19 protein-coding genes are annotated in these 22,375 nt (G+C 72.2%); 11 read left to right on the forward strand and 8 right to left on the reverse strand.

What is annotated here, in order from left to right; translation table 11 throughout:
- Window positions 1-136 precede the first annotated feature (136 nt).
- Entirely contained in the window at window positions 137-2,008 is a 1,872-nt protein-coding gene (locus M1O15_RS00725; RefSeq protein ID WP_248631152.1) for a DUF2075 domain-containing protein, read from the reverse strand.
- A gap of 431 nt (window positions 2,009-2,439) precedes the next feature.
- Between M1O15_RS00725 and M1O15_RS00730 the strand changes: the two genes are divergently transcribed.
- A complete protein-coding gene (locus M1O15_RS00730) occupies window positions 2,440-3,045 on the forward strand; it encodes a hypothetical protein (protein ID WP_248631153.1) in 606 nt (201 codons plus the stop codon).
- Window positions 3,046-3,180: 135 nt separating this feature from the next.
- Entirely contained in the window at window positions 3,181-6,081 is a 2,901-nt protein-coding gene (locus M1O15_RS00735) for a phosphatidylinositol-specific phospholipase C domain-containing protein (RefSeq protein ID WP_248631154.1), read from the forward strand.
- A 195-nt stretch (window positions 6,082-6,276) separates the two neighbouring features.
- Here the strand turns inward: M1O15_RS00735 and M1O15_RS00740 are convergent, their stop codons facing one another.
- Window positions 6,277-7,377: a LacI family DNA-binding transcriptional regulator gene (locus M1O15_RS00740; protein ID WP_248631155.1), complete on the reverse strand. Its 1,101-nt coding sequence runs from the start codon at window positions 7,375-7,377 to the stop codon at window positions 6,277-6,279.
- Between the two features lie 227 nt (window positions 7,378-7,604).
- Here M1O15_RS00740 and M1O15_RS00745 point away from each other — a divergent pair, with 227 nt between their 5' ends.
- The 6 genes from M1O15_RS00745 (at window position 7,605) to M1O15_RS00770 (ending at window position 13,916) form a co-directional block, all read left to right on the forward strand.
- Complete coding sequence (locus M1O15_RS00745; RefSeq protein ID WP_248631156.1) at window positions 7,605-8,837, forward strand: ABC transporter ATP-binding protein; 1,233 nt, start codon at window positions 7,605-7,607, stop codon at window positions 8,835-8,837.
- Window positions 8,838-8,853: 16 nt separating this feature from the next.
- Complete coding sequence (locus M1O15_RS00750; RefSeq protein ID WP_248631157.1) at window positions 8,854-10,101, forward strand: polyamine ABC transporter substrate-binding protein; 1,248 nt, start codon at window positions 8,854-8,856, stop codon at window positions 10,099-10,101.
- A gap of 59 nt (window positions 10,102-10,160) precedes the next feature.
- Window positions 10,161-10,988 carry an ABC transporter permease gene (locus M1O15_RS00755; RefSeq protein WP_282576100.1) on the forward strand — a complete coding sequence of 276 codons (828 nt, stop codon included), beginning with the start codon at window positions 10,161-10,163 and terminating at the stop codon, window positions 10,986-10,988.
- Window positions 10,985-11,809: an ABC transporter permease gene (locus M1O15_RS00760; RefSeq protein WP_248631159.1), complete on the forward strand. Its 825-nt coding sequence runs from the start codon at window positions 10,985-10,987 to the stop codon at window positions 11,807-11,809. Before M1O15_RS00755 ends, M1O15_RS00760 begins: the two co-directional genes overlap by 4 nt.
- Window positions 11,810-11,853: 44 nt before the next feature.
- A complete protein-coding gene (locus M1O15_RS00765) occupies window positions 11,854-12,894 on the forward strand; it encodes an SIS domain-containing protein (protein ID WP_248631160.1) in 1,041 nt (346 codons plus the stop codon).
- A gap of 113 nt (window positions 12,895-13,007) precedes the next feature.
- Window positions 13,008-13,916: a PfkB family carbohydrate kinase gene (locus M1O15_RS00770; RefSeq protein WP_248631161.1), complete on the forward strand. Its 909-nt coding sequence runs from the start codon at window positions 13,008-13,010 to the stop codon at window positions 13,914-13,916.
- A gap of 17 nt (window positions 13,917-13,933) precedes the next feature.
- Here the strand turns inward: M1O15_RS00770 and M1O15_RS00775 are convergent, their stop codons facing one another.
- From M1O15_RS00775 to M1O15_RS00790, 4 genes are all read right to left on the reverse strand, one after another.
- Window positions 13,934-15,124: a cytochrome P450 family protein gene (locus M1O15_RS00775; RefSeq protein ID WP_248631162.1), complete on the reverse strand. Its 1,191-nt coding sequence runs from the start codon at window positions 15,122-15,124 to the stop codon at window positions 13,934-13,936.
- A complete protein-coding gene (locus tag M1O15_RS00780; RefSeq protein WP_248631163.1) occupies window positions 15,121-16,311 on the reverse strand; it encodes an MAB_1171c family putative transporter in 1,191 nt (396 codons plus the stop codon). Before M1O15_RS00780 ends, M1O15_RS00775 begins: the two co-directional genes overlap by 4 nt.
- Entirely contained in the window at window positions 16,308-16,835 is a 528-nt protein-coding gene (locus M1O15_RS00785; RefSeq protein ID WP_248631164.1) for a regulator component, read from the reverse strand. Before M1O15_RS00785 ends, M1O15_RS00780 begins: the two co-directional genes overlap by 4 nt.
- A gap of 209 nt (window positions 16,836-17,044) precedes the next feature.
- The gene (locus tag M1O15_RS00790) at window positions 17,045-17,500 is read right to left on the reverse strand and encodes a helix-turn-helix domain-containing protein (RefSeq protein ID WP_248631165.1); all 456 of its coding nucleotides are present in this window, start codon (window positions 17,498-17,500) and stop codon (window positions 17,045-17,047) included.
- 413 nt (window positions 17,501-17,913) lie between these two features.
- On the opposite strand from M1O15_RS00790, the gene M1O15_RS00795 reads away from it, so the two are divergent.
- Together M1O15_RS00795 and M1O15_RS00800 are read left to right on the forward strand one after the other, a co-directional pair.
- Complete coding sequence (locus M1O15_RS00795) at window positions 17,914-18,615, forward strand: HAD family hydrolase (RefSeq protein ID WP_248631166.1); 702 nt, start codon at window positions 17,914-17,916, stop codon at window positions 18,613-18,615.
- An 82-nt stretch (window positions 18,616-18,697) separates the two neighbouring features.
- On the forward strand, window positions 18,698-19,471 hold the full coding sequence (locus M1O15_RS00800; protein ID WP_248631167.1) for a glucose 1-dehydrogenase: 774 nt from the start codon (window positions 18,698-18,700) through the stop codon (window positions 19,469-19,471).
- A gap of 90 nt (window positions 19,472-19,561) precedes the next feature.
- Here the strand turns inward: M1O15_RS00800 and M1O15_RS00805 are convergent, their stop codons facing one another.
- Entirely contained in the window at window positions 19,562-20,572 is a 1,011-nt protein-coding gene (locus tag M1O15_RS00805; protein WP_248631168.1) for a ScbA/BarX family gamma-butyrolactone biosynthesis protein, read from the reverse strand.
- 165 nt (window positions 20,573-20,737) lie between these two features.
- On the opposite strand from M1O15_RS00805, the gene M1O15_RS00810 reads away from it, so the two are divergent.
- Complete coding sequence (locus tag M1O15_RS00810; protein WP_248631169.1) at window positions 20,738-21,373, forward strand: ScbR family autoregulator-binding transcription factor; 636 nt, start codon at window positions 20,738-20,740, stop codon at window positions 21,371-21,373.
- Window positions 21,374-21,601: 228 nt separating this feature from the next.
- On the opposite strand, the gene M1O15_RS00815 is transcribed toward M1O15_RS00810, so the two are convergent.
- Complete coding sequence (locus M1O15_RS00815; RefSeq protein ID WP_248631170.1) at window positions 21,602-22,345, reverse strand: ScbR family autoregulator-binding transcription factor; 744 nt, start codon at window positions 22,343-22,345, stop codon at window positions 21,602-21,604.
- Window positions 22,346-22,375 lie beyond the last annotated feature (30 nt).

A 22,375-nucleotide genomic window follows, 5' to 3' on the forward strand; every position in this document is an offset into this window, starting at 1 on the left:
GCACTGCAGCCTCGTACCCTCCGGGAAGGTGCGCAGCGCGATTATGCTATCTCGTGAGTCCGCGCAGGAGTACGGATTTCCCAGTTCCAGTCCCAGTCGCACGTGCGCCCCAGGCGTGACCGGGTGCCTACGACGTTCACAGCGTCGGGGGGATCAGCGAGCGGAGCTTTTCGCGGGTCTCCGGGTCCGTCGAGTAGATGATCGTGCCGATCATGCCCCGCGTCAGCAGCACCTTGTACGTGTTGCGGACGAGGCGGTCGACGTCCTCGTCGGCGGTGGCCCTGGTGAAGGACGGGTCCTTCGAGGCGCTTCGGTCCACCACCCATCGGCCCGTACGCCAGACGAGGTCCGGACCCATGATCACGCCCGACCAGTCGTACTCGAAGCCCTGCGCGGTGTAGACGCACCCGACTTGTCCGAACCCTGCCGGGTCAGTGGCCCAGAGGGGTGCCGGCGGGGCGCCGAGCAGGGCGCGGTCGCCAAAGAGGTTCCACGGCCTGGCCCAGTCGCCGATGACTACATCGGTGGGCAGGGTGTGCATGTTGGAAGTGATCTTCGTCGTCCACTTCCAGCAGTAGCCCGCGGACATGCGTGCGCCGTAGCCCTGGGCTCGTCGGGCGGCCAGGAAGTCCTCCAGCTCCTGGGGGGTGTCCGCGGTCAGGAGCTGTACCTTGCCGTCCGGCTCCCACACGGTGGGTGCGTTTCCTTCGAGCCCCAGGAGATCGACCGCCCAGCGCAGGTAGGCGTCGCTTCCACCGCACCGGAACTGGCTGTCGAGATTCACCACTGTGCAGTCCAGTCCCTGCTCGGCCGCGGCGGACCGGATCTGTTCCACGGTTCCCATCTCGCCGGGACGCACCACCTGGTGCTGGTCCAGCAGGAACACCGGAACCCGCGCGGCGTCCATCAGCTCCGCCACCTGCGGTCGGCCGGTCCGCAGAGCCGCCTTTGTGTAGCGGTTGGCGGAGGTCTTGCGCAGCCGGTGCGCCTCGTCGCAGACCAGCACGTCGAGGTCGTTCGGCTCAGCCTCCATGAAGCTGTTGAAGTAGCGGAAGAGTCGTTGGACCTCAGGCTTGCGGGCGCCGGCGACCTTGCGCATCGTCTTGGTGAAGGACTGCGAACCAGTGGCGTGCAGGGCCGGTACCCCGCGCCGGTAGAGGTCGCCCAACAAGGAGAGGGCGATCACGCTCTTGCCGGAGCCTGGCCCGCCGGCCACGACGACGACCTGCTTGCGGTTGGACCGTCGGGCCTGCCGAACGGCGGACATGACCGTTTCGTAGGCGAGTCGCTGTTCGTCCAGCAACACGAACTGCTCCCGGTTGCGCACCTCTTCGGCGGCAACGGCCATCAGCTGCCTTGACGGTCGCACCTTGCCCTGCAGCAGGGCGTCGGCTGCCTCGGCACCCGGCTTCGCCGCCAGCCTGGAGCGGAGGTAGCCGAGGAAGGCGCCACGCTGGTCACCAGTGAACATCCGGCCCCGATCGTCCTCGGTGACGGCGCGGAGCCCCGCCACACCGAGGTCGGTCGCGTTGTGCAGGTAGGCGACCCCAGCGACCGAGTCGGGGATCCGCTCCAACGCGCCGTTGAACGAGATGAGGTAGTCGCAGTAGCCGCGCACCTGCTCGATCGGGTTGAGGATCGGATCCGCGTAGGTGTCGATGCGGCACAGCAGCGGATCGTCCTCCTCCGGGTAGGCCTCGCTCCACTGCTTCAGCTCGACCACCACGTACGAGGGCTCCCTGGTACTCGGATGAACACCGGCAAGTACCACGTCCGCGCGCTTGCTGGTCAGGGGCAGCGCGTACTCCAACATCATCTCGACTTCACCGAGCCCGGCTTCGATGAGCGCGTGGACGAGCGCCGGGATGCTCCGCTCCCAGGAGCGCACCTCCGACGGCTGCGGCTGGTGGCGGTGTCTGTGCCGGAAGTTCTCGGTCAGGAGCTCAACCAGCCGTCCTTCAACGCGGGTGCGGTTGGCCAGCGACGCCGCGGACTCACGGAACAGCAAGGAAGTGCCCCCAGGCAGCACGAAGTAGCTCGTGCGGGTGGGGGCATGTCCTTCGGTTCCACAGGAGTGGGGCGGAAGCCCGTCGGGCCGCTGAGATGGTCTTCGTCATCCTAGAACAGGCTGTGGATCAGCCACCGCGGGTCTGCCGGCCCTCCGCCACCGCTGTGAACCGCAGCTCACCGATGCCTCCCGGGCGGCGCCAGCCCGAGCGGGCCGCCGGACAGTCCTGGCCTTGTGCCGTGTCCCGCGGAGGGGCTCGGGGCATTCGGCACCCCGACCATGGGCAGGGTGATCGCACCTCTTCTCCGCTGCTTGGTCACAACTCCATCACCACGGGAGCGTGTGGCACCACGGAGGGTCGGGCGCTCGCTACGGTCAGGTCCTCACGAACCATCCTGGGGGACGCGTTGAACACCCGTACCGTCATCGCCGTGCTCGCGTGCACTGCCGCGGTGGCCCTCGTCGGTTGCGATCCGGCCGCCACCGGGCCGAGCCCGGCCGCTACGGGGTCGACCCCGGCCGCATCCGCCGCCACCCGGCCCACCGCCGACGCGTCGGCCGAGAGGAAGGCGGTTCTGAACTTCGTCGGCATGGGGCTGCAGTCCGCCCAGGACGCCGCGCAGGAGGCGGGCTTCTTCGCCCTCACGTCGCACGACAGCGCCGGGCGGGGTCGCGTGCAGGCCTTCGACCGGAACTGGAAGGTCTGCTCGCAGAACGTGGCGGCCGGCAAGACCGTCCCGACCGACACCGCGCTGGACTTCGGCGCGGTGAAGTTGGAGGAGGAGTGCCCGGCCGGCGACGCCAAGGCGCCGGACGCGGCCGGTGGAACCATGCAGGACTTCGTCGGGAAGTCCGTGAAGGTCGCCCGCGACGCGCTCGACTCCGGTACGTCGATCACCGTCACCGACGCGGCTCAGGGGCGGATGGTGCTGATGGAGAGCAACTGGCAGGTGTGCGCTCAATCGCCTTCGGCGGGTACGGCGTTGAACGGGCAGCCGGTCGAGTTCACCGCGGTGAAGTTCGGGGAGGGCTGCTGATGCGCTGCCGCCCCGCGCGGCCGACCGGGGGCTGACGGACAGGGGCGGGTGATCTCGGTTACACGTCGGGGGAAGGTCTGGACCTTCTGTCCTGGTGCGCTGCCAGACTTCGGGCGTCCCATCCGGTGACCGCGTATGACGTGGCCCAGTCCCGACGAGGTGCAGATGCCTTCCCTTACCGCCCGGACGACGCGAGAGCCGCGGCAGCGCGGCAGGGCCGTGTTCGGGGCCTTACTCGCCCTGGTGCTCTCGCTCTCCGGTATCGCCCTGGGCGCCACGCCGGCGCAGGCGAGCGACGCCTACAACAGCATCACCAGCGCTTCCGAGGCCAACGCCGACTGGATGTCCCGTGTCGCGGACGGCACCAGCCTGTCCTGGCTCTCGGTGCCCGGCACCCATGACAGTCTCGCGCTGTGCGGGGAGCTCGACCCGAAGACCGGGAAGTGCGGCGGCATCGCCACCAGCATCACCCAGACCCAGGAGAACCACGGCTTCAGCGCGAAGACGCTGACCACCCAGTTCCGCGCCGGTATCAGGGCCCTCGACATCCGGGTCCGGCTCGACAAGGGCGCAGAGGGGCTGAAGTTCACCATCCACCACGGCAGCGCCTACCAGTACGCCAACTTCACCGACGTCCTGAACGCGACCCGTGACTTCCTGCGCGACAAGCCCGGCGAGACGGTGCTGCTGCATCTGAAGGCCGAGTGCGACGGCGGCACCTTCGGCTGCGAGGACGCCGAGGGCTTCCGTACCGACGAATGGCGCCGGAAGGTCTTCGACTCCTACCTGGACGGCCGCTCGTACACCGGGAAGGGAGACGAGTTCACCGAGGACACGGCGTGGCGGGACCTGTTCTGGGGCCCGTCGGTGGCCGGGCGGGGCCAGGCGGACCGCGTCCCGAGCCTCGGGGAGGTGCGCGGGAAGGTCGTGCTGATGGGCTTCCGGGGCACCAAGGGCGGCATCTACGACGGGTACGGGATCAAGCAGGCCTATCCGGCCGGCGGCTCCAACAAGGAGTACGTCCAGGACGAGTACGAGGTCGCCACCATCAGCGACATCGCCGGCAAGTGGGAGAAGGTGCGGGCCCATCTGCGCCGGTCCAACGGGACCTGGGACTCGTCGCGGCCCGGCGAGAAGGAGTATCCGTACCAGCCGGGCGCGCTGTACATCAACTACACCAGCGGTACCGGCGGGGGAGCCCACCCCTACACCGTGGCCGGTGGCACCCCCACGGCGACCGGGGTCAACTCCTTCCTCAGGCAGTGCCTCCAGGGGGAGAACGGCCGCTGCCCCGAGTTCCACTCCGGCCGAGGCGACAAGTTCGGCGGCCGGGAGACGCTGGACCGGCTCGGCGTCGTCATGATGGACTTCCCCGGCGGGAAGCTCCTCGACGACATCATCGCCCGCAACCGGAGCGGCGGCAGCACGCTGAGGGTGATGGTCGTCGGCGACTCCATGACCCAGGGACACGACGGCGACTACACCTGGCGCTACCGGCTGTGGCAGTGGTTCCGCGACCAGCGCGTACCGGTGGACTTCGTCGGCCCCTACACCGGCACCAAGCCCCAGGACAACGGCTCCGCCCCGCAACCGCCGCGCCTCCAGGGCGAACCGGAACCGGCACCCGGCCCGCCCCGGACCCTGGGTGCCTACGCGAGGGACGTGGAGCTCTTCGACAGCGACCACTTCGCGGTGTGGGGACGGCAGGCAGCCCAGGACAAGAGCCTGATCAAGGAGCAGGTCGCCCGGTACAAGCCCGACCTGATGCTCGTCGGCCTCGGCTTCAACGACATGGGCTGGTTCGTCAGCGACGCCTCCGGCACCCTCGCCAGCATGAAGACGCTGGTGGACGAGGCCCGCGCGGCCAAGCCGGACCTCAAGTTCGCCCTGGCCAACGTCCCCCACCGGACGAAGATCGACGGCCGCGACGACCTGATCGGCAACACGACCGCGTACAACAAGCTGCTGGCCGACGCCGTCCCCCGCTGGAGCACCGGGAGTTCACCGGTCAGGCTCGTCGACTGGCAGGGCGCCTACGACTGCGCGCCCGCCAGGTGCCCCGCCGCCTACGACGGACTCCACCCCAACGCCGTGGGCGAGTACCAGATCGCGGGCGCGTTCGGGTCCACCCTGCACACGGAGTTCGGTCTGGGCTCCTCCGCGCCCCGGGTCCCCACCACCGGCCCGTCGCGCCCCTTCGGCACACCGGTCAACGTCAGGGCCGCCTCTGAGGACAGCGGGATCGTCGTCACCTGGGACCAGGTCTTCGGGGCGTACGGCTACGAGGTCCGCTCCCGCCTGGCCGGGGTCACCGACTGGAGCACCACCCGCTCCATCGGCAACCGGTTCGACACCACCTGGCTCGTCGACGGCCAGACGTGGGAGTACCAGGTCCGGACGAACAACGGGGACGCCGTCTCCGAGTGGTCGGGGACCGTGAGCGCCACGGCCCACCCGAAGACCGCGTCCGGACCCGTGGGCATCGTCACCCGCCCCACCGCGACCGGCATCGACTTCGCCTGGGGCACCCCGACCGGCCCGTACACCGACACCATCGAGCGGTACGGGGTGCTCGCCTACGACCTGGACACCCCCGGGGCGTTCGTGGAGTCCGTCGGTACCCGTGGCAAGGCCCTGCACTTCGGGGGCCTGAAGCCCGGCCACCGCTACGCCCTGGCCGTACAGACCTGGAACAAGGCGGGCGGCGGTCTGCCCGCCGCCGGCCGGCCGGTCGTCGTCGGCGCCGGCACCCCGCCGGCCCCGACCGGGCTGAAGGTCACCTCCACCGACCCGACGACCGTCCAGCTGAAGTGGACCGGCTCTCCCCAGGCGGGCGGCTACCGCGTGTGGATCCGCAACATCCACGACGGCAGCCCCGCCAAGGCCGAGGAGATGGTCGTCCAGGAGACGAACCACGGGGTCGCGTACCTGTTCCCGGGCGTGTGGAACTACGAGTTCTGCATGACGGCGGTCAACGGCGCGCTGGAGTCGGGCAAGTCCAACTGCGTGGTCGCCCCGAGGCCGGCCGGCAGCTGACCGACCGACCGGCTCGGTGAGGGACACCGGTGCCCGGACAGGCCGCGGCGGCCTGTCCGGGCACCGGTGTGTCGGATGCCGCTGCCGGGTGCTCCTGGAGGGCTGACGGTTCGGGACGCCGCGTCGGGGGAGCCCGCATCGGGCCTTCGGGGGACGGGTGGTGGCGGTGCCGCGCACGGGACGGGGGCCCGGCGGTCAGGCCGGTGGCGGCAGTCGCAGGGGGCGGGGGGTGGCGGGGGCGGGGGCGGTGGACTCGCGGTCGATGTAGGTGCTGCGCAGGGTGTGGCGGCGGGGGCGGGCGGTGGAGCCGTCGATGCGGCGCAGCAGGATCTCCGCGGCCAGCCCGCCCAGGTCCTGGACGGGCTGGCTGACGACGGTGAGGCGGGGGCGGATGAGGGTGGCCCATTCGGCGTCGTCGAAGCCGATGACCGACACGTCGTCCGGGAGGTGCGCGTCGAGGTCGCGCAGGGCGTCCAGGGTGCCGAGGGTGGCGACGTTGTCGGTGGTGAAGACGGCGGTGGGCCGGTCGTCGGCGGTCATCAGGCCCAGTACGGCGGCGCGGGCGCGGGCGCGGTCGTAGCCGGTGTGGCGGACGATCTCGGCGGTGCGGGGGATGCCGGCGGCGCGCAGGGCCTGGCGGTAGCCGGTGAGGCGCTCGGTGGTGGTCCAGATGTCCGCGCCGCTCGCCAGGGCGGCGGCGTCGTCGGCCGGTGAGGCGGAGGTGATGACGGCGATCCGGGTGTGCCCGCGGCTGGTCAGGCCCGCGACGGCGGCCTGGGCGGCGTCCCGGTTGTCGACCACCACGCTGTCGAGCCCGGCGCCGCCGAGCGCGCGGTCCAGGAGGACCACCGGGATGCCCGAGGCGATGGCCTTGTCCAGGTGGGCGTGGTCGGACCCGGCGGGGGTCACCACCAGGCCGTCCACCCGGCGCTCGACGAACATCTGCACCGCCGCCCGCTCCTTCCGGGCGTCCTCGTCGGTGTTGGCGAGGACGACCTGCAGGCCTGCCCGGGCGGCCACGTCGCTGACCCCGCGTACGGCGCGGGCGAAGTAGGCGTTCTCCACGTCGGCCACCACCACCCCGAGGGTGTGGGTCCGGCCGCTGATCATGCTGCGGGCCACCGCGTTGGTGCTGTAGCCCAGCTCGGCCGCGGCGGCCAGCACCCGTTCCCGGGTGGCGGCGCTGGCGGAGCCGTAGCCCCCGAGCACCCGGGCCGCGGTGGCCTGCCCGACTCCGGCGTGCCGGGCGACGTCGGGGATGGTCACGCGGCGGGGCGGGCGGGCGGGTTGCGGCATGGCGGCGGCTCCGGGACGGCCCGGCGGGTGAACGCCGGGGAAAGGGTCGGTGAGATCCACCGGCATTCAACCATTGACGGATGGCCGAGGGGCGTGGGTAAGGTACGGCCCGTTGGTAACGTTATCAATCACCGGGCACCACGCTGACGATGACGTCGTACACCGACGCGGCCGCATCCGCGGCCGGGAGCTTCGCACCCACCCGGATCCCCCCGGAGGTACCACGGATGGCCCCCGACACCCTCGCCGCGCCACCGCCGGCCCACGACACCGCCACCACCCCGCCCGGCCCCGCCATCAGCCTCGTCGACGTCGTCAAGGACTACGGCGGGGACCGGAAGGGCGCCGCGAACGGCGCCGCCGTGCGCGGAGTGGACCTGGACATCGGCGAAGGCGAGTTCTTCTCCCTGCTCGGCCCCTCCGGCTGCGGCAAGACCACCACCCTGCGCATGATCGCCGGGTTCGAGGAACCGACCGGCGGCCGGATCCTGCTGCACGGCCGCGACATGGTCGGCGTGCCGCCCGACCAGCGGGACGTCAACCTGGTCTTCCAGTCGTACGCGCTCTTCCCGCACCTCAGCGTCGCCGACAACGTGGCCTTCGGCCTGCGCCGCCACCGGGTGCCGAAGGGCGAGATCCACGACCGGGTCGACCGCATGCTGCACACCGTCGAACTGGCCGACAAGGCCGACCGCCGCCCCCGGCAGCTGTCCGGCGGCCAGCAGCAGCGCGTCGCCCTGGCCCGCGCCCTGGTCAACCGCCCCCGGGCGCTGCTGCTGGACGAGCCGCTGGGCGCGCTGGACCTCAAGCTGCGCCAGTCCATGCAGCTGGAGCTCAAGCGCATCCAGCGCGAGGTCGGCATCACCTTCGTCTACGTCACCCACGACCAGGCCGAGGCGCTGACCATGTCCGACCGCATCGCCGTGATGAACGGCGGGCTGGTCGAGCAGGTCGGACCGCCGAGGGAGGTGTACGAGCGGCCCGCCACCGCCTTCGTCGCCGGCTTCATCGGCACCTCCAACGTGCTCTCCGGGCGGCTCGCCGACAGCGGGACGGGGTCGGGAGCGGAGGCCGGGGCGCGGACGGGCGTGCTGGACCTCGGCGACGGCCAGCAGGTCGTACTGCCGCTGCCGGAGGGCGCCGCGGCCGGCTCACCGGTCGAGGTCACCGTACGGCCGGAGAAGATCACGCTCGGCGCGGCCCCGCCGACCGGCCGGGTCAGCCGGATCCGGGGGACCGTGGAGGAGGTCGTCTACCTCGGCACCTCCTCCAGCTACGCGGTGCGCACCGCCACCGGCACCGAGCTGACCGTCTTCCAGCCCAACGACGGCACCGCCGCGCTCACCCCCGGGCGGGGCGACACCGTCTGGCTCACCTGGGCCACCGCCCACTCCTACCCGCTCGCCCCGGCCCCCGCGCCCGCTCCGGCGCCGGGCCCGGACGCCCCCGCCCCGCGCTGACGACAGGTCCACCGCCATGCTCCTGCCTCCCCCGCCCGGCGCACCCCGGCCGTCCCGGCGCACCCTGCTGCGGTCCGCCCTCGGTGCCGCGGCCCTCGCCCCGCTCGCCGCCTGCTCCGTCCCCGGCGCCCGCAAGGACGTACCCACCGGCCGGGCCGAGATCGCCGCCGCCGTACGGGACTTCTGGTCCGGCAGACGCCGTACCGGCAAGCTCGACTTCGTCAACTACACCCAGTACATCGACGCCGACCCGGCCGACCAGAGCCGCCACCCCACCCTGGAGGAGTTCACCAGGCGGACCGGCATCGAGATCACCTACCAGGAGCTGATCGACGACAGCGCCTCCTGGTTCGGCAAGACGCAACCGCTGTTCGCCTCCGGCGAGGGCATCGGCCACGACCTGATGGTGGTCGGCAGCGACAGCTACCTCACCAAGTACATCGAGCTGGGCTACCTGGCCCCGCTGGACCACTCCCGGCTGCCGAACTTCGCCCGCCACGCCGGGGCCGCCTACAAGAACAGCTCCTTCGACCCCGGCAACGTCTACACCGTGCCCTGGCAGTCGGGGATGACCGGGATCGGCTACGACCCGGCCAAGGTCGGCCGCAAGATCACCAGTTGGCAGGACCTGCGCGACCCGGCGCTGCGCGGCAAGGTCGGGATGTGGAACGACGCGGTGCAGATGGGCAACGTCGCCCTGCTCGCCATCGGCCGTGACCCCGAGACCTCCACCCCCGAGGACTGGCGCCGGGCGGCCGACTGGCTGCGCGGGCAGCGCGACGCGGGCATGGTGCGCGCGTACTCCACCGCCACCTACCAGTCGGCCCTCCAGCGCGGCGACCTCTGGGCCTCGCTCGTCTACTCCGGAGACGTCTACCAGGCCAACCGCAGCGGCTCCCGGCTGGAGTTCGTCATCCCGGAGGAGGGCGGGCTGCTGTGGACCGACAACCTGTGCCTGCCGGTCACCGCCGCCGGCGCGGTGGACGCCCTCACCTACATGGACTACGCCTACCGGCCCGAGGTCGCCGCGCGCATCACCGAGACGGTGCAGTTCATCTGCCCCGTCCCCGCCGCCCGGGACGTCATCGTCCGCGAGGCGGCCGCCGCCACCGGCGAGCGGCGGGCCGCGCTCCAGGCGCTGAGCACCAGCCCGCTGGTGTTCCCGAGTGAGTCCGACCAGTCCAGGCTGCGCCGCATGCGGGTGCTCGAACGAGCGGAGGAGAAGCAGTGGAACGCACTGTTCGAACCGATCTACCAGGCGTGAGCCGCCCACCCGCGCGGCGGGCGCGCCGCCGCCCGGTCGCCGCCCTCGCCCCGTATCTGATGGTCCTGCCGGGCTGGCTCTGGCTGGCCGCCTTCTTCGTCGCACCGGTGCTGGTGATGCTGTCGCTGTCGCTCCAGACCGGTGACTTCATCGACGGCTTCCGGCAGACCTTCCACGTCGGCACCTACGGGGACGCGCTGGCGACGTACCACACCCAGCTGGTGAGATCCCTGCTGTACGGCGGCGCCGCCACCGTGTGCTGCCTGCTGATCGGCTACCCGGTGGCCTACTGGATCGCCTTCCGGGCCGGGCGGCACAAGTCGGTGTACCTCTTCCTGCTGCTGCTGCCGTTCTTCGTCTCGTTCGTCATCCGCACCCAGTCCTGGAACGTGGTGCTCGCCGACAACGGCGTGGTCCTCGGGCCGCTCAAGCACCTCGGCCTGCTGCCCGGCGACTTCCATGTGCTGGCCACGCCGTACGCGGTGATCGGCGGCCTCGCCTACAACTTCCTGCCCTTCATGGTGCTGCCGGTGTACGTCGCCCTGGAGCGGGTCGACCCCCGGCTGCTGGAGGCGGCGGCCGACCTGTACGCGGGGCGGGCCGCGACCTTCGGGCGGGTGGTCCTGCCGCTGTCGCTGCCAGGCGTCTTCGCCGGGGTCCTGCTCACCTTCGTGCCCGCCTCCGCCGACTACGTCAACGCCGCGATCCTCGGCGGGCCCTCCACCACCATGATCGGCAACATCATCCAGACCGAGTACTTCACCAACCTCGACTACCCCGGGGCGGCGGCCCTGTCGTTCCTCCTGATGGGCACCCTGCTGATCGCCGTCTTCCTCTACGCCAGGGCGCTGGGCACCGAGGACGTGCTGGAGGTGGCCGCGCGATGACGACCACGGCCACCCCCTCGCGTACCGTCCGCCGCCGCCGGGCCGTCCGCCGCGGGTCCGGACTGCGGCTGTGGACCTGGCTGGTGATCGGCTGGCTGCTGCTGCCGATCGCCGTGATGATCCTCTTCGGCTTCAACGACACCAGCGGCAAGGTGAACTTCACCTGGCAGGGCTTCACCCTCACCTGGTACGAGCACCTGTTCGCCATCCCCAACCTCACCGACGCCCTGCTCAACAGCCTCGGCATCGGCCTGGTCGTCGCGGTGGTCGCGACCCTGCTGGGCACCCCCATCGGCATGGCCCTGGGCCGCTACCGCTTCCGCGGCCGGGGCTCGGTGGACCTGCTGCTCTTCGCGGCCATCGCCGCACCGGAGATCGCCCTCGGCGCGGCGCTGCTCTCCCTGTTCATCATCCTCGGCGTACCGCGCGGGTACGGCACGGTGGTCGTCGCCCATGTGGCGTTCTGCATCCCGTACGTCGCGATCACGGTGCGCGCCCGGATGGCCGGCTACGACCCGACGCTGGAGGAGGCCGCCCGCGATCTGGGGGCGGGCCCGTGGACGGCGTTCCGGCTGGTCACCCTGCCGATGCTGCTGCCCGGTGTGGTCTCGGGCGCGCTGCTGTGCTTCGCGCTGTCGGTGGACGACTACGTGATCACCAGCTTCAACGCCGGGCGCACCGTCACCTTCCCGCTGTGGGTCTACAGCGCCGCCCGCACCGGGGTGCCGCCCCAGGTGAACGTCATGGGGACGCTGATCTTCGCCGCCGGACTGTTGGTGGCGGGCGCCAACGTCCTGCTGGCCCGGCGCCGCGCGGGCTGACCCCCGCCCCGCCTGCCACCCGTACCACCGTCCCCTCACCACCCATGCCGTACCACCACCTCGAACCGAAGGAAGACCCCACCGTGCTGTCGTTCAACGAGACCGAGTTCACCGCCCAGACCGAGAGCCTGATCGCCCTCCGCCCCCGCATCGAGGAACTCGCCGACCGGCTGGTGGACGAGGGGTACGACACCCTCCTGCTGGTCGGCGCCGGCGGGACCTACGCCCAGATGTGGCCCTACGAGCACCTGGCCCGGCGCACCTCGCGGCTGACCGTCCGCTCCGCCATCGCCGCCGAACTCGTCGTCTCCGGCGACGCGTTGCTCGGCGAGCGGACCGCCGCCGTCTTCACCTCCGTCTCCGGCACCACCGAGGACAGCCTGCGCGCCATCGAGCACTGCGCCTCCCGGGGCGCCCTCACCATCGGCTTCACCGGCCTGCCGGACTCGCCGGTGGCGCAGCGGGTGGACGTCGCGCTGGTCTCGGCGCCCAAGGCCTGGCCGTTCGACGTCCAGTTGCTGCTGCTCCTCGGCCGAGTGCTGTCCCGTCGGGGCGAGTTCGCGGACTACGACCGGCTCGCGGACGAGCTCGCCGTCCTGCCCAAGGTGCTGGTGGACGTGGCCCGGCAGGCCGAGCCGGTGGCCGCGGCCTTCGCGGAGGCCCACAAGGACGCCGACTACCACTTCCTCATCGGCGGCGGGAACCTCTGGGGATTCACCTACCTGTACTCCATGTGCATCCTGGAGGAGATGCAGTGGCTGCGCACCACCCGGGTGCACAGCGCGGAGTTCTTCCACGGCTCGCTGGAACTGCTGGAGGAGGACACCAGCGTCATCGTCTTCCAGGGCGAGGACGAGACCCGGCCGCTGACCGACCGCGCCGAGGCGTTCGCGAAGCGGATCTCCCGGGACGTGTCGGTGTTCGACACCCGCGACTACCCGCTCGACGGCATCAGCCCCGAGTTCCGCGGCCTGCTCTCCCCGCTGGTGCTCGACACCGTCATGGACCGGGTCAGCAAGCACCTGGAGCGGGTCCGCGACCACTCCCTCGACCTGCGCCGCTACTACCGCGTCATGGACTACTGAGCCCCGCGCCGGACGCCCGGCGCCCCCTTCCCCCTGTCCTGTCTCCGCCACCGGTGCCGGCGCGCTCGACCGCCCCGGCACCGGTGGCGGGCGCGCGCTTCGAGGAGACCCCTGTGAAAGTCCTCGGCTTCGGTGACAACGTCATCGACCGGTTCACCGACCGCGGTACCGACTACCCCGGCGGCAACTGCGTCAACGTCGCGGTCTACGCCCGCCGCCTCGGCCTGGACGCCGCCTACCTGGGCGTGTTCGGCGACGACGACCTCGGCGCCTTCCTGCGCACGGCCGTGGCGGCGCAGGGCGTCGCCCTGGACCACTGCGCGGTGCGGCCCGGCGAGAGCGGGGTGTCCACGCTGGAGGTCCGGGACGGCGAGCGGGTGTTCACCGGCTGGAACGGCGGCGGGGTCACCGTACGCGAACCCCCGGTGCTGGACCCGGGGTCGCTCGCGTACGCGGCCTCGTTCTCGCTGGTGCACTCCAGTGTCTACTCGCGCATCGAGGACCGGCTGCCCCGGCTGGCGGCGGCCGGACCGCTGGTCAGCTTCGACCTCTCCGACGAGGACGAGTACCGCACCCCCGGCTACCTGGACCGGGTGTGCCCGCACACCGACCTGGTGCTGCTCTCCTGTTCGCACCTGGACGAGGCGGCCACCCGGGCGCTGCTCGCCGGGGCGGTACGCCGGGGGGCCGGCCTGGCCCTGGCCACCCGCGGCCTCGCCGGGGCCCTGGTCCACGACGGCCGGACCTGGGTCGCCGCCCCGGCGCGCCCGGTGTCCCCGCCGGAGGCCGTCACCGACACCATGGGCTGCGGGGACGCCTTCCTGGCCGGCTTCGCCGTCTCCCTGCTGCGCGCGGGCTGGACCCGCGCGGACCCGCCGGGCCCCGGGACCCTGCGGCGCGCCCTGCGGGACGGGGCCGATGCGGCGTACGAGCAGTGCTTCGTGGAGGCGGCCTTCGGCGGCGGCCGGCCGATGCCCGCCGTGCGGACGGCGTACGGATCCGCGGCCCGCCCGGCCGGATAGGACGGGCCGGATGCCGGTCAGCCGAGGACGAGGGGAAGGGCGGCCAGGCCGCGGGTGAGGCGGGTTCGGCGCCAGGTGAGGGAGTCGGCGGGGACGGCCAGGCGGGTGTGGGGGAAGCGGGTCAGCAGGGTGCGGAGGGCGATCTCGGCCTCGGCACGGGCCAGGGGGGCGCCCGGGCAGCGGTGGATGCCGTGGCCGAAGGAGAGGTGGCCGCCGGCGTCGCGGTCGAGGTCGAGGCGGTCGGGGTCGGGGAAGGCCGCCGGGTCGCGGTTGGCGGCGCCGGGGGCGATGAGCACCGGGAAGCCCGAGGGGATGTCGACCCCGCCGACGCGCAGGTCCTCGGTGCTGTGGCGGAAGGTGGCCACGCTGACCGGGGAGTCGTAGCGGAGCAGTTCGTCGAGGGCGCCGGGGATCAGGTCCGGGTCCCGGCGCAGCCGGTCCAAGGCCTCGGGGTGCCGGAGCAGGGCCAGGACGGCGTTGCCGAGGAAGTGGGTGGTGGTCTCATGGCCGGCGACCAGGAGGAGGGCGGCCAGGGAGACCGCCTCGTCCTGGTCGAGGCCGCCCTGGTCGCAGGCGTGCAGGAAGGAGGGGAGGGCGTCGGAGCCGGAGTCGGTGTGGGGGGTGGTGAGGAGGCGGGTCAGGTAGTCGCCGATCCGGTGCGAGGCGACGTCGATGCGGGCGGTGTCGGTGGCGTCGAAGAGGTCGTGGGACCAGGCGGCGAGTGGGCGGCGGTCGGGTTCCGGCACTCCGAGCAGTTCGCAGACCACGGTGACGGGGAGGGGGACCGCGAGTTCCGCGACGAGGTCGATCTCCTTGCCGGGGTGCCAGGTGGCCGTGAGGTCTTCGACGACCCGGGTGATGAACGGGCGCAGGGCGCGGACGCGTCCGGTGGTGAACAGCGGTGCCGCCACCCGCCGGTGGCGGGTGTGGGCGGGGGGATCGCTCGCCAGCATGTTGCGGGAGACGGCCGGGTGCAGATCGCGGTTCGAGGGGCGGTCGGCGAAGAAGCGGGCGGTGTCCTTGGACAGCCGGGGGTCGGTGAACGCCTCGCGGGCCTCGGCGTGTCCGGTGATCAGATAGGAGTGGTGGCCGCCGGAGCCGGTGGGGATCCGTCGGACCGGGCAGCTCTCGCGCAGCCGGTCGTAGGTGGGATAGGGGTCGGTGAAGAAGCGGGGGTCGCGCAGGGGGTCCTGCCGGGGGGCGGTCATGAGGCCGCCTCCGCGTGCGCGGATGCCGGCTGCCGCGGGTAGGCGTCCGCCACCAGCAGCAGCCACGCCGTCTCCGCCGGGAGGTCGCCCTTGCGGGAGGCGGTTCCGGAGGCGGGCGGGGCCCCGTCGCCGTCCGGGGTGGTTCCGGCGCGCTTCGCGGCGACGGCCGCGGCGATGACCGCCGCCTCCACCTCGGCGTCGCCCTCGGGGGTGCCGGCCGTGCCGCGCCGGGCGGCCTCGGCGGCCGCGGCGTCGCGTACCGAGGCGGGACGGTAGGTGCGCAGGGCCAGCACGCAGTCGTTGATCTCGATGACCCGGCGGTGCAGATGGAAGTCGAGATCGTGGGTGCCGGCTCCGGTGTTGCCCGGGTCGAGTACGACCTCGGGCACCGCCGAGGTGACCTCCCGCCACAGCGGTTCCAGCGCGTCGAAGGAGGCGCGCTCCCAGCGTCGGCGGCGGAGTTGGCTGAGCGGCCAGAGGAGGGCGGGGAGGGTGAGTCCCACGGTGATGAGGAGTACGGCGACAGCGGGCGCGGTCACGCTGAACGCGCAGCGGAACGGCGTCAGCGGCGTCGAGCAGCGGGAGTGGTCGGGGACGAGTCCCAGACTGAGGCCGATGGAGACCAGGGCGACGAGCTTGTACGCGGCGTAGACGAGGGCGAAGCCGCAGCCGACCGAGGTCGTGCGCAGGCCCCAGCGCTGGCTGCGCCGGGTCGAGCGCCGGGCCTGGGTCCAGGTCTGGAGCAGGAAGTCCTTGGCCGTGTAGGCCAGGTAGGAGATGTAGATCAGTACGTAGCACGCGTACAACGCCGAGTTGCGGCCGGTGAGTTGTTCGGCGGCGAAGAAGGCGGTCATACCGGCGACGGCGACCGCGAGGACGATCACGCGCAGCCGGATCTGCCGATGGGCCCGCTCCCGGTCCAGGTTGAGCTGGAAGAGGAAGGCGAGGACCGAGGTGGCCGCGGTCAGGGTGAAGGCGTTGCTGAGGAGCCGGGCGACATGGGGGACCACCGACTCGACCGCCCGCTCCACGGCGGGGGCGTAGGAGGCGAAGGCGAGGGCGAAGGAGGTCAGCAGTGCCGCCATCGCCCAGGTGCCCGTGGGGCGGTGTCCGCCGCGCCCCCGTACCCAGTAGGCGGCGAAGCACAGCAGCACGACGGCCGTGCCGGTGAAGAGGACGTTGATCATTTCCGGTGGCGTTTCTTCCTGTGTGGCTTGGCGAACAGCGCGTCCCAGCTCTCCGCGCCGCTGGCGGGCCGGCTCGGCGGGCCTTCGCGTCCCCGGTACATGAGCTGCCGGATCACGCTGGCCATGACCTCGGCCTCGCGCTCGTCCCGGCTGGTGTAGCCGGTCCGGCCGGACATGCGCCGGACGAGGGTGGGGTCGAACCCGATCGCGCGCAGGGTGTCCCGGTCCAGTTCCAGGCTGCCGGGGTGGTCGCAGATGATGTGGCTGATCTCGTGGGCGAGGATGTGGTTCTGGTGGAGGGGCGAGGTGGCCTCCTCGTAGAACAGCAGGTCGGCGTCCGGGGTCTCCAGCCGGATCCCGCACGGAGCGTCCACGGCGCCCAGGGTGTTCAGGGGGCGCAGGATGATGGGGCGTCCGCGTTGTTCGGCCACGGCGTCGCGGAGATCGCGGGTGCTGAAGCGGTGCGGGAGCCCAAGCGCCTCGACGCGTGCCTCGCACGCGGCGCGAAGCTGCTCAAGGTCCATGTCCTCACACTCTGGTGACGCCGGTGGGGGAGGGGAGGGCCGTTGCGGGAGCCCGGTGTGCGCGCCCCATGCTGACATGTGCGCGACCGCGCCGTACGGGCGGGATGCCCCGGCGGAGGTGCCGTGCGGCTCGGCGCGCCGGATTCGTCGCAGAGCGCGGCTGAGCCCCTCCTGGCGGCGAGCGACCACAAATCGTGTCGGGGTGCGGTTCAGTCGTCCAGATCGAGGCCCTGGGCGCTGTCGTCGGTGGTGAGCCCTTCGAGCTTCCGGGCCTGCTCGATCACGGTGGACAGCATCCTCAGGCTGTCGACGCTCAGGCCGTTGGCGCGCAGGGCCACCTTGCGGACGTCCTGGTCGCGCATGGCGGCCAGCAGGCCGATCTCCGCCTTGGTGCGCTCGGCCGCCGCGTTGTCGACGAAGTAGCCCGCCGGTACGCCGAAGAAGTCGGCCAGGGCCTTGATGGTGTGCCGCGTCGGGTTCCGCTTGGCGCCGGTGCGCAGCTGCTGGATGGCGCTGGCCGTCACTCCGCGCCCCTCTCCGGTCGCCGCCTCGCGGATCCCCTCGGCCACCTCCGCGTAGGTGTAGGGCCCCCGGGAAGGGGGGTGTACCTCGCGGAACAGGTAGTCCAGGAGCTGGGCGAAGGTGGGCGACTGGTCATCCTCCACGTGACACGACCTCCTTGGCGTGCTGCCGGGCCTGCGCCCACCACAGTGTTTCTCGAAGCCTCTCGGGGTGGCCCCGGCAACACTCTGGTTGACGCCGAACGGCCACTCTGGTGTACGTTACCAATGCTTCGCCGCCACTGGAGTGTCGGTGCGGGGGAGATGAGCGGCGCGGGCCGGTTCGGGGTCGAGCTTCACGGGGGTGAGCTCGCCCGGAGCCCGGAGCCCGGAGCCCGGAGCCCGGAGCCCGGAGCCCGGGGCGCCGAGGCCGCGCCGGACGGGGTCACCCGCTCCGGCGGGCCGCCGTCCCACTCCGCGAGTGGGTCGACGCCCGGGCTTTGGGAGGCCGTCCCGTCCCACGCGCCGACCCGCTACGCTCGCTCGCCTGGGGAGGGTCCCGACCGAGGGGAGAGGGCATGGCGGGCGGAGGGCTCACGCAGTTGCGGGCGGCCGCGGTGAACATCGACGGGGTGATGCTGAACGACACCTTCAGTCCGGTGATCCACCACTTCATCGTGAGCCGGGGCGGTGTCTACACGGCGGAGCTGGAGCGGCGGATCTTCTCGCAGCGGCAGGCCGAGGCCGCGCGGGCGATCGCCGAGGCGGCGGGGCTCGCCTGGTCCACGGAGAAGGTCCTGGAGGAGTACTTCCGGGAACGGGCCGCGTACCTGGAGCGCCACCCGGTGCGGATCCTGGACGGGGCGCTCGCCCTGGTCGGGCTGCTGCGCTCGCTGGGGCTGCGCACGGTCTGCTACGGGGGGCTGGAGCGCGCGCACTTCGACGCGGCCCTGGGCGAGCACGCCGGGCTCTTCGACGACCCGGGGTATGTGTGCACGGACGCCTACCGCCCCGGGCTGCGGGAGATCGTCACCGAGACCTTCGGGCTCCGGCCGGGCCAGGTGCTGGTCATCGACGATGTCGCGCGGGTCGCCGAGACGGCCCGGGGGCTGGGGGTGCCCTTCATCGGCAACCCCAGCGACTTCGCGTACGGCTTCCAGCGGGCGGCGATGCGCGAGGCGGGGGTGCGGCATCTGGTGCGCTCGCCGGCCGGGATCGGGGAGGAGCTGGTGCGCACCCTGGACGCCGAGGCGGCGGCGGGGACCTGCTGGACCGGGTGAGCGGGGCAACAGGCGTTTCAGGCGGGTTAACTGACGGTCGAAAGGCAGTTCGCGGACCGCTGACGTGCGCTATGAATCGGGCATGACATCTCAGAAGAGCGGGCTCCTCGCCGGCAAGGTGGCCCTGATAACGGGTGCGAGCAGCGGGATCGGTGCCGCCGCCGCGCGGGTCTTCGCGCGGGAAGGCGCCTCGGTGCTGCTCGTGGCCCGAAGAGAGCCGCAACTGGCGGAGCTGGTGGACGAGTTGCAGAGTGCCGGGCACAAGGCCCGGTACGCGGTCGCCGATGTGGCGCGCGGTGCCGAGGTGGCCGAGGCGGTACGGGCGGCGGTCGAGCACTTCGGGCGGCTGGACGCGGCCTTCAACAACGCCGGGTACGGGGTGGGGCAGACGCCGCTGCACCTGATGGAGGACGAGGTCTACGACCGGATCATGGACACCAACGTCCGCGGCGTCTGGAACTGCCTGCGCCACGAGATCGCCGCGATGCTGGAGACCGGTGGCGGGTCCATCGTCAACACCAGCAGCGTGGGCGGCCTGGTGGCGACCCCGGTCGCGGCGCCCTACGTCACGTCCAAGCACGCGGTGGTCGGGCTGACCCGGGCGGCCGCGGCGGAGTACGCCGGCCAGGGCATCCGGGTCAACGCGGTGGCCCCGGGGACCACCCGCAGTGAAATGGTGACCGAGTGGTTCCAGGCGGACCCCGCCGTGGAGCCGCTGCTGCACCAGCTGACCCCGCAGTCGCGGACCGCCGAACCCGAGGAGATCGCCGAGGCGGCGGCCTGGCTGTGCAGTGACCGCTCCTCCTTCGCCACCGGGGTGGTCCTTCCGGTGGACGGCGGGTTCACCATCCTGTGAGCCGCGCGGACGGCGAACGGGGGTGTACCGCGGGTCCCCGTTCGCCGTTCCGGTCTTCCCAGGGCGGGGCCGAGAGGGGTACGGGGTGCTCTACGCGGGGGGCGCGGCGAGGGTGATGGTGCTGCTGAACGCGGTCCGGCCGTCCTGCTCGGCCCGTACGGACACCACCCGGACCGCCGGGTCGTCCGAGTCCAGCTCCTCCGCCTCGATCAGGCAGGGCGCGTCGAACTCCACATAGCGGGTGAAGGAGCTCTCGGCCGCGATCGCGGTGGAGCCGGGGGCGAGCAGCCGGGTCACCTGGCGGGCCGCCTCCAGCAGCACCATCCCGGGGATGTGGTCCCCGGGGTGCTCGAAGAGGACCGGGTGGCGCTGGTCGGCCCGCAGCAGCCAGCGGCCCTCGCCCTCGCCCGGCGAGAGCACCACGTCGGGGGCGTAGCGGCGGTCGACCAGCGCGGGTGCGACCGGCTCGGACAGCATCGCCCCGGCGCCCGGGTCCTGCGTCAGGTGCTCGCCGCGGATACGGCGGTAGACCTCCGGCCGCAGGATGGTCGCCTTCGCCATGCCCGAGCCCACCGACCGGCCGTCGCGCTGGATCTCCACGTCGAACCGGATCCCGGCCAGCTGCCCGGCACGGGTGCGGCGGATCTGCGAGCAGGTCACGACCAGCGCCAGCTCGGCCGGGGTCCCGAGGACCTCCAGCTCCGTCGGGTCGCAGAGGTACTGGAGGTCGTTGAGGATGAAGTTGCTGTCCAGCGGCACCCCGTACTCGGCGTGCGCCACCAGGGTGCCGGCCTGGCGGACCGTCTCGGCCACCAGCGTGGAGTCGTAGGACGTCCCGCAGAGGGACGTGAAGTAGCTGTGGGCCCGCGGCCACTGCGCGGAGACGGCGAAGCGGTCCTCGTCCAGGGGCTGCCAGCCGGTCAGCAGCACCTCGGCGACGGCGGCGCGGTGGACGTACTCCTTCGGCACCGTCGTGGTGAAGTGCGGCTGCGGTCTGGACGACTGCCGCTGTGCCGGGATGAAGATGTGCGGGTACGCGCCACCGGGCGCGGTGTGCGGGGCCTGCGGTTCCACTTCGAGCATGAGCAGCGAGTCGGACATGTCCCCCCCAAGGAGATTTCGAACCCCTGTCGTGTGAGGATCACAATACAGGGCAGCCGGTTTTTTTCTACCGGTCCGAGAGGACAACTTGCTAAGTTGTCGTACCAGCCGGTCCGGCCGCCGTACCGGCCGCGACGGGGTGGCGAGAGCAACGGGAGAAAGCGCATGGCACGACAGGCGCGGGCAGTGGAGACCAGGCGGCTCATCCTGCAGGGCGCGGCGGTCGTCTTCGACGAGATGGGCTACGACGCGGCGTCGATCAAGGAGATCCTGTCCCGGGTGCCGGTCACCAAGGGCGCCCTGTACTTCCACTTCCCGTCCAAGGAGGACCTGGCCCGCGGGGTCCTGGAGGAGCAGACCCTCCACCCCAACTTCCTGCCCCAGACGTCGAAGTTGCAGGAGGTGGTGGACCTGGCGATGACCGTGGCCCACGCCCTGCCCAACGACGCGATGCTGCGGGCCGGCAGCCGGCTGGCGCTGGAGCGCGGGTCCGTCGACTTCGCGGCGCACAGCCCGTTCCTGGCCTGGGCCAAGGTGTGTGAGGAGCTGCTGGAGGAGGCCAAGCGCGACGGAGAGGTGCTGCCGCATGTGGACTGCCGTGAGACGGCCGAGCTGATCGTCGGATCGTTCACCGGGATCCAGGCGTTCTCGCAGGTCAGCTCGGGCCTGCTGGATCTGGAGCAGCGGGTGTCGGCGATGTGGAGGCACATCCTGCCGGCGGTCGCGGTGCCGTCCGCGCTGACCCGGATGGACACCGGCCCGGACCGGGGCGCACGCCTCTCCCAGGCCGCCGCGGGCTGAGACACCCCACCGAGCCGTCGCCGCCCCTGTGCGGCGGCGGCTTCATCATGCGGCCCGCACGACCGGGCCGCGCCCCACCTGAGGGCCGTGCCCCGCCCGGAGGCCGCGCCCCGTCTGAGGGCCGTGCCCCGCCCGAGGGCCGCCCCCCACCCAAAGGCCCCCACCCGGGGGCCGCCGTGCCCTCGTGCGTACCGCCAGGCCGCCGCGATTTTGCGCCGGGCCTCCCGCTCACCCCAGGGGGGCCGGGCGGGGGCGGCGGGTGCCGACAGCGCCCCTGGTCTCGCGCCCCTCGCGCCCTTCACGCCCCTCGCGGATCTCGCGTTCCGGGGCGGAGGGCTGCCGGGGGACCAGGGGGACCCGCCCGCAGGGGCGGAAGCAGGCGACGCGTTCCGCCGGCACCAGCGCGGGGAGCAGGGTCTCCCAGGCCGCGGCGACCACCGGAGTGGTCAGCCAGCCCCGGTCCTTCCGGGAGAGCGTCTCGATCCCGGCCGTGGTCGCGGTGAGCATCCGGGCGGTCTCCCGCACGTCCAGCCCGGGCAGCAGCTCCCCCCGGCGGTCCGACCGGGCGAGCAGCAGGGTCAGGGCCCGCTTCCAGCTGGGGTACGGGCTGGGGAACCGGTCCTCGCCCGGCCACCGCTCGTCGCACAGCCGCAGCCCCGCCCGGAACACCACGTCGTGGTGGATGCGCTGGGCCGCGTCGTGGGTCATGTCGATCAGCGCTTGCAGCATCGGTCCTCCCGGTGCCCTGGCGGCCCGCAGCACATCCCGCCAGCCGGCGCCCGACTGGATCGCGACCGCCTCGGCCAGCTTCTCCTTGGACTCGAAGTGGAAGTACAGGGCCCCTTTCGACACCTTCGCCGTCTCCACGATGTCGCTCAGGCTGGTCGCCGTGAACCCGGCGGTGTCGAAGCGGGCGGCGGCGGCCCGGACGACCAGCTCACGGGTGCGTTCGGCTCGTTCCTGACGTGGCATGACGTCTCCTTCGTGGGCGTTTCGCGATCC

This window comes from Streptomyces lichenis (genome assembly GCF_023218175.1).
Taxonomy (GTDB): Bacteria; Actinomycetota; Actinomycetes; order Streptomycetales; family Streptomycetaceae; genus Streptomyces; species Streptomyces lichenis.